The organism is Brevundimonas diminuta 3F5N (genome assembly GCF_900163625.1).
GTDB classification, from domain to species: domain Bacteria; phylum Pseudomonadota; class Alphaproteobacteria; order Caulobacterales; family Caulobacteraceae; genus Brevundimonas; species Brevundimonas diminuta_A.
Genome location: NZ_FUIE01000025.1, coordinates 1 through 6,506 on the forward strand (window position 1 = coordinate 1; position 6,506 = coordinate 6,506).

Below are 6,506 nucleotides of genomic sequence, written 5' to 3' on the forward strand. Positions count from 1 at the left end.
CCAGTGGCTTGCCACCTTTTAGGTGGAGCACCTTTAGCGTTAGACTGACAGCACCCTTGTTATGGCTGGATGAGAAACGGGGGTCACGTCACCGTCCACGCCGGAGGATCAGAGGCGGGGAAGGATTCGAGCGAGGCTTCGAGGACCGGATCGAAACTCTCCCTGTCGCTGGTAGACGGGTTGGCCGTGCTCTCATGCTGGACGCCTCTTGAGAGGCCGCGATCGGGGCGGAAGGGGACCCGGAAGGCTCCCGGGGCATCGACGCCCCTGTGCAGCCGGTGGCGCGTCTCACCCGCCCAAGGGTTCGCCATCCGGGCTCCCCCAGCGTCCTCGCGCACGACATAATGCCAGTCCTGCCGCTCTGCGAAGTCCACGGCGCTGTCGCGATCCGGAAACTTCAGCCGAATCGGACGATAGGGATCGCCGCTGGACGTGTATCCCATCAGCGGCTCGATCTGCGGCGGCCGGGACGGCTCGAACTCGAGAACCCAGTAGTTGGGCCGAGGCGCCGATGTCATCGCGGAACGGGCAGGACGGTAGATGATTGCCGTCGGCACGTCCCAGGATGGCTGATCGGTTCCGGGAATTTTCGGCGGGAATGGTGGGCGATTATGGCCGCGCATATCAGTTCTCCCGGGTGTCGGTGGATACGAGAAGGTGACGTTCGAGATCGTCGAGTTTTTCCATTCGCCTCGAATTCAGGCGAACGGCGCGTTCGGTGTTCTGCGAAGGAAAGGCAGCAGCGTGCAGGACGTCCGACCGCATCGCTATCGTGAGATCGGCGACGGCATTCATCACGCCCTCTCCGTCCCCGTCCGAGAGCGTGCCGTCAGCAAAACCGGACTGCAAGCTCTCCAGTACCTGCTCGAAGCTGGACACGACCCCTGCACTCGCGACCACAGCCAGCTTGTGGCTGAGAACACGCAGTTCATCGATCAGCTTCGCATCGTGCCTTGCGGTTTCCACGATCTCTGCGACCTTCTCGATACAGGCCATGTAAATGTCGCATTGCTGCTGGAGGATGATGACCCTTCCTTCCTTGCGAAGCTCGAGATCGGTCTGGCGATTGAGAAGCGCCGCGGTCAGAATGATCGTCACGACAGCGCCGAGGAAGATGAGCGTCATCTCCTGCGCGAAAGGCAGTATGTCTTCGGCAAGATACATCGAACGAAAAACTAAAACGATTCCGATGCCCAAGGCAGCGGCCGCAGCAGCAAATGCCAAGTCAGGCAGGCGGTTCGACATCAGCACCCCGCATTTTCGGTGTCAGTTGGCATGCACGGCTTTGCATCGGCGTCCGGCGCCTCTGCGTCCCGGTGCCGCGGGAAGATTGGCGTCGGACCGCTGCCGAACGGATTGAAGCCGGTACTCAGGCAACGGTCGAAGATCGTTTCGTCCCATCGGGTGAAATCGTGCTCCTCGCCGGCAAGTCGCTCGTCATCCACCACAGGGCACCTCACGCCTTTGCCAATGGGGGAGCGTCATCGAAGGCCGCACCGTCCGAACGATCCGCCTTGCGAAGCCGTAGCCCGAGGAGGATCATCATCACCCCGAAGACCGCGGCGTAGAAGCCGATCAGCCAGCCGAGCGCGAGGAAGCTTTCGACCGGGCGCGTCAGCAGCATCCAGGTCACGACGACACCGAGAACGACCGAGAGAAGGCCGCTCAGGATCAGCCAGATCTCGCCGTTGATTTCCTTTCGCAGGCGGATCGCTGCCGCGATCTCGAGGGCACCGGAGAACACGGACCAGAATGCGATGCTGGCCCAGAGGAACGTCGCAAGCACAAGCGTCGCGACAAAAGGCGAGACAACCACGACGACGCCCGTGGCGATGCCCAGAATGCCGCTGAACATCAGCCAGCCCCAGCGTTCGCCCTTGCGGATGTTACGTATCGCGGCGACGAGGCCGAACACGCCGTCGGCAAAGGCGAACGCGCCGAAGACCAGCATGAGCGCCAGAAGCGCTTCCGCAGGCATGACGAAGGCTAGCACTGCGATGATCAATGCGAGCACGCCGCGTAACACGAATGCCCACCAATTCCGGGACAGGCTGCACAGGATGTCCTTCATCTTGTCGGTCGGGTTTTCAGAGGCTGTGGTCATTGGTCGATCTCCTATTCAGTTCCATGTCAGGTGTCGGAGCCGGCCTCCTCGCCGGTTAGAGCGGCGGCCACGCGGCGGCGATCCTGAATCGGCTGAGGCAGACGCTGCGTGTGAGCGATTTCCCGTTCGATGGGCGCGCGGCCTGATGGATCTCTGACCAACCCGGCTTCGGCAAGCCTCGCGCGTAGTGTCGCGCCCGCATTTTCTGCGATCTCGGCGACCACTGTCTCGGTCAGGCCGAAAAGGTCTGCCGTCTCCGCGATCGTAGCGTTGTCGAGGTGGAGCCGATAGAGAACGCGGCGTTCGACCGACGGAAGATCGGCGATTGCCCGGTGCAGCACCATGGCGATCTTATGCCGATCCGCTTGGCTCTCGGGGTCTGTGCCGCCGTCGTCGGCGAGGAGGTCCTCCAGCATCAGCACTTCGTCGGGCTGGTAGAACTCGAACATCGCCTGATCCGCCTCGGTCGGATCCTCCGCCGGGGCCTCGGGTTCCGCCTCGATGGAGGCGGCATCCTCAGGCACGGCGCGGCGGGCGGCGCGGGATTCTTCCTCGATGGTCTCAAAAGCCAGCCGTTTCAGCCAGTCGCCGACGGAAAACTCCGAAGGCCGATCCTCGAAGCGGGCCAGCCCCTTGAGGATCGTCGCATCGAAGAGACCGCGAACGCTCAGATATCCCTCCGGTACCGATCCGCTGCATTCGAGATAGGTCAACTCGCGCCTGACGGTGTCATAGATCGTATCGAGATGATCCTCGATCAGGTCAAAGAAGAGCTGGCGCCGGTCCGCTTCCGCCGCATCCCGCGCGGGCGGCAGCGGGGCGCCGATCCGGCGCCGGCGGGCGGGACGCTTGTATTCAGGCTCGTGCTTGAGGCGCGCCACATGCCGATCGACCTGGTGGCGCAGGTCGGCAAAGGCCTTGCGCAGGACAGGCTCGATCTCGAATCCCTCTTCCCGCGCCGCGATCACGCCCGACGGCAGTTGCAGGCGCAGGCTGATTTTGATGCGCTTCTTGCCCCTCGTCTGCGAGGCAACGACTTCGAGCCGGACCAGATCCTCGCGAAAGCGCGCAAGGTGCGGTTCAAGTTGCCGCACCTCCTCCTCGATGACCTCAGGCGCGCGCTGTTGGCCGTGCCGGTCGAGATTGCGGAATGATCTAATGACGTTCATGCCGTGGACCTTCCTATAGCTCCCGAAGAGATGGTCCGGCGCGACCGATATCGCGCCGGGCCAGTCTTTTGCGCTGTCACTCGGCGGACTTGTCGTCCTTGGACTGCACCTCATCCTCAACGCTGGGCTTTGGAACGTCCGTCTTGTTTTCGGCAACTTCGCTGGGCTCCTCGATCCCGGCCTTGGCCTGATCGTCCGGGCTGTCGTCACCGGTGTCCTTTATGATCTTTTCGAACACGACCCTCTGTTCGTCTTCCGACCAGGCGACGCGGACCTTGTCACCATCCTCGATCCGCCCGGAGAGCATCTCGCGGGCCAACTCGGTCTCCAACTCCGACCGGATCAGCCGGCGCAGCTCGCGGGCGCCGAATTCGGGGCGGAAGCCGACCGCGCCGAAGTGATCCACGACGCTCACGTCGAATTCGAGTTCGACGCCCTGGCCGAGGGCGGTCCGTTTCACCCGGTTCAGCTGCAACTCGACGATCTGGCGGATCTCCGACTGGTTCAGCGAATGGAAGACGATGATCTCATCGATCCGGTTGATGAACTCTGGCCGGAAATGACCGCGCAACACCTCCATCAGTTCGGATTTCTGCTTGGCCTCGTCGAACTCCCTGCTGCCGCGTTTCGTGAGGTTGCGCTGGATGATGTCCGAACCGAGGTTCGAGGTGGCGATGATGATGGTGTTAGTGAAGTCCACCACGCGGCCCTTGCCATCTGTCAGGCGGCCATCGTCGAAAACCTGAAGCAGGATGTTGTAGACATCGGGATGCGCCTTTTCGATCTCGTCGAGGAGCACGACCGAGTAGGGCCGACGGCGCACCTTCTCCGTCAGCTGCCCGCCTTCGTCGTATCCGACGTAGCCCGGAGGTGCGCCAACCAACCGGGCAACCGAGTGGCGCTCGCCATACTCCGACATGTCGATACGGATCATCGCGTCCTGATCGCCGAAGATTACCTCGGCGAGCGTCTTGGCCAGTTCCGTCTTGCCAACCCCGGTCGGCCCGAGGAACAGGAAGGTCGCGGTCGGACCGGAACCTTCGCGCAGACCCGCACGCGCCAGGCGCACCGCATCGGCCACGGCGCGGATCGCTTCTTCCTGGCCAATGACGCGCTCGTGCAGCTTCTCCTCGAGCTTCAGGAGCTTGTCCTTCTCCTCGGCGGTCAACTCCGTGACCGGAACACCGGTGATCTTGGAGACGATCTGCGCGACATGATCGGCGCGCACCTCGGCGGTCGCCGAAGCCTGGTCGCGCTTCCAGATCTCCAGAAGCTCGTCAAGCTCCTTCTGCTTCTGCTCGAGTTCCTTCTTCAGTTCCGCTGCTCGGTCGAATTGCTTGCGGGCTGCGGCATAGTCCTGTTCGCGCTTGATCTGCGCGACCTCGGCTTCGAGCTCCTGCACGTCCACGGGCCGCGCAGTGGCCGAGATCTTCACCCGCGCCGCGGCCTGGTCGATCAGGTCGATCGCCTTGTCGGGCATGAAGCGACCGGTGATATAGCGATCCGAAAGCTCCGCGGCGGCGATGATCGCCTCGTCGGTGATCGTCACCTTGTGGTGGCTTTCGAGCGTGTCGCGCAACCCGCGCAGAATCATGATCGTCTGTGCGACCGTGGGCTCGTCCACATAAACCGGCTGGAACCGTCGCTCGAGCGCCGCGTCCTTCTCGATGTATTTCTGGTACTCGTTGAGCGTCGTCGCGCCGATCAGGTTCAGCTCGCCCCGCGCCAGCGCCGGCTTGAAGGTGTTGGCAATGTCCAGACCGCCTTCGCCGCCGCCCTGGCCGGCGCCGACGATGGTGTGGATCTCGTCGATGAAGAGAATGAGGCTGTCCTTTTCCTCGGTGATCTCCTTGAGGATCTTCTGGACTCGCTCCTCGAACTCGCCGCGATACTTGGACCCTGCGACCATCGAGTTGATGTTCAGCTCGACCAGCCGCTTGTCGCGCAGGGCCTCGGGCACTTCACCGGCCACGATCCGCTGGGCGAGGCCCTCGATGATGGCGGTCTTGCCGACGCCGGGCTCGCCGATCAGCACGGGGTTGTTCTTCTTGCGCCGCGCGAGGACCTCGATCGTCGTTTCGATCTCGCGGGCGCGACCGATCACAGGGTCGAGCTTGCCCTCGCGCGCGGCCTTGGTGAGATCGCGGCTGAACTGGTCGAGATCGGGGGTGTTCGACGGAGTCTCGACGCGGCCTTCCTCGACACCCTTGCCGACCACCTTCGTCACCTGCTGACGTAGCGCCTGCGGCGTCAACCCCAGCTTGCGCAGCATCGCCGCCGCGAGGCCTTCGCCCTCTTCGGCGAGCCCGATCAGCAGATGTTCCGGCCCGACATACGAATGGCCAAGCTCGTTCGAGGCGATGAAGGCCCGGTTCAGCGCGTCCTTGAGACGCGGGCTGACACCGATTTCGCCTTCTGTCTTGGCGTCTCCACGCTTCGCTTCCTTCTCGATCTGGCGCCGCAGATCGTCCACATCGACCTTGAACTGTTCCAGGATCGTCTTGACGACGTCAGACGAGGTCAATGCCAGAAGCAGATGTTCGGTATCGACCTCGCTGCGCCCGAATTCCCCGGCCTTCTGTGCTGCATCCTGCAGCAGCTTGTTGCCCTGTTCGCTCAGCCGGTCGGCGATGGTGCGTCCGCCGCCGCGCCGCGATCCACGCAGCGGCGCGCCCTCGCCGACAGTGGCGTCGACGACAGCGTCATCGCCATCACCCATAGAGCCGAGCGTGCCGCCTCGCAGCGGACTGTCACCAAAGAGGCTGCCGAAACCGCTCTCGCCGAAGAATTCGTCAAGAAGGGAACGCCGTCCGAACAGGGACTCAAGCGGCGAGGCACTGCGCCCCGACCGGCGCGCCATTTCGCTGTAGTGCTGATCGCACAGCTCCATGTTCTGAACCCTGCCGTTCACCGAGGCGCGCACGCGCGCCGTCGCCGGGCGACCGCAAATATCGCAAGCTCCGTTTGCCATTCGTCTGTTCCGTTTTCATTATCCAGACAGGGTTGTTCGCCGATTATCTGCGCCAGTGACAGTGTCACGCAGCGACCGCTTCCGTTCTTTTCACCTTGGACCCAATTGCCACAAGATCGGGCTCGTCTAGTGTCTCTCGTTGCAGGAGATCTTGCGCCGATTGCTCGAGAAGATCCAGTCTTCCTTTCCATACCAATTTGCTCCCTCTAGGCTCAGGACTCATAGCCAAAAGAGCACTGTAGCGGCGAGGGCTATGGCGGAG

5 protein-coding genes are annotated in these 6,506 nt (G+C 62.8%); all 5 read right to left on the minus strand.

Features of this window, described 5'->3' with window-relative positions; all coding sequences use genetic code 11:
• Positions 1 to 83: 83 nt before the first annotated feature.
• Positions 84 to 623: an NADH dehydrogenase ubiquinone Fe-S protein 4 gene (locus tag FM111_RS04820; RefSeq protein ID WP_087139585.1), complete on the minus strand. Its 540-nt coding sequence runs from the start codon at positions 621 to 623 to the stop codon at positions 84 to 86.
• Between the two features lies 1 nt (position 624).
• On the minus strand, positions 625 to 1,245 hold the full coding sequence (locus FM111_RS04825; RefSeq protein WP_087139586.1) for a hypothetical protein: 621 nt from the start codon (positions 1,243 to 1,245) through the stop codon (positions 625 to 627).
• A 211-nt stretch (positions 1,246 to 1,456) separates the two neighbouring features.
• Entirely contained in the window at positions 1,457 to 2,104 is a 648-nt protein-coding gene (locus FM111_RS04835) for an HdeD family acid-resistance protein (protein ID WP_087139588.1), read from the minus strand.
• 26 nt (positions 2,105 to 2,130) lie between these two features.
• Complete coding sequence (locus FM111_RS04840) at positions 2,131 to 3,273, minus strand: flagellar biosynthesis protein FliA (RefSeq protein WP_087139589.1); 1,143 nt, start codon at positions 3,271 to 3,273, stop codon at positions 2,131 to 2,133.
• A gap of 76 nt (positions 3,274 to 3,349) precedes the next feature.
• Entirely contained in the window at positions 3,350 to 6,196 is a 2,847-nt protein-coding gene (locus FM111_RS04845; protein WP_256968095.1) for an ATP-dependent Clp protease ATP-binding subunit, read from the minus strand.
• Between the last annotated feature and the right edge of the window lie 310 nt (positions 6,197 to 6,506).